The organism is Fructobacillus evanidus (assembly GCF_963580165.1).
Lineage (GTDB): Bacteria > Bacillota > Bacilli > Lactobacillales > Lactobacillaceae > Fructobacillus > Fructobacillus evanidus.
On record NZ_CAUZLM010000026.1, the window covers coordinates 1 to 907 of the forward strand.

1 pseudogene is annotated in these 907 nt (G+C 31.5%); it reads left to right on the forward strand.

Annotation, left to right across the window (positions count from 1 at the left end):
• Positions 1–723 (forward strand): annotated as a pseudogene (locus AABI08_RS08395) (hypothetical protein); the annotation flags it as partial.
• Positions 724–907 lie beyond the last annotated feature (184 nt).

Below are 907 nucleotides of genomic sequence, written 5' to 3' on the forward strand. Positions count from 1 at the left end.
GGATCAAACAACAGTGGAAATGATAACCATGGAAACAATAACCATGGTGATAACAACACTGGAAACAGCAATGCCGGATCAAACAACAGTGGAAATGATAACCATGGAAACAATAATATTGGAAATCATAATTATGGTAATAACCTAATTGGAAATAATTTGCATAATCCGATAATTGTTGCCCATGATGCGACTATTAACGCTGGAAGTTGGAAAGCTAATGATAATTTTACTTCCTTATTGAATGATCAAAATATGTATATTGATGTTTCGAATATTCATTTTGTTGACAGAACTATGTTTGGAACATTTTCAAATACTATTTTAAATAATGTGGTGGAGTACATTGTAAGCGGTAATGTTAATGAGCCAGGCGTATATAAGATCGTGTACATGTGGGGAGATTTATATAAAACTAATGCTACTCGTAGTCAACTATTAGAATTACTGAATTCTAACAACTATGGTACATTTGGAGATATGACCTGGGCTACAGGTTATATCACTGTTGTCCCTAATACTAACGTAATTGGGAGAATGGGAGACTCTAATAACGATAAGGATGTTTTATCTCAAATGAATAATAAGTTACCTGACACTGCCATTGATAGAGATAATAGTCATTCTCACTATTGGAAATTAATAATTAATTCGTTATTAACGTCTATTTCTTCTCTGTTTTTCTTTAGTATTAAAGGTAAAAAGAATAAGAATACTAAATAAGACATATTAGTTTTTATTCTTTTTGATATGTAACCTGGAATTTGTTTACACAAATTCCGGGTTTTTTTATTTATGCTCGTATGCTAATAAAGTGGACAGATTTTATGCACGCATCCACTGTATAATCACTCAAGGAAGAAAAGAATTTTAGCATATAATAAAACGCCCCGATACTCAAAGGAAT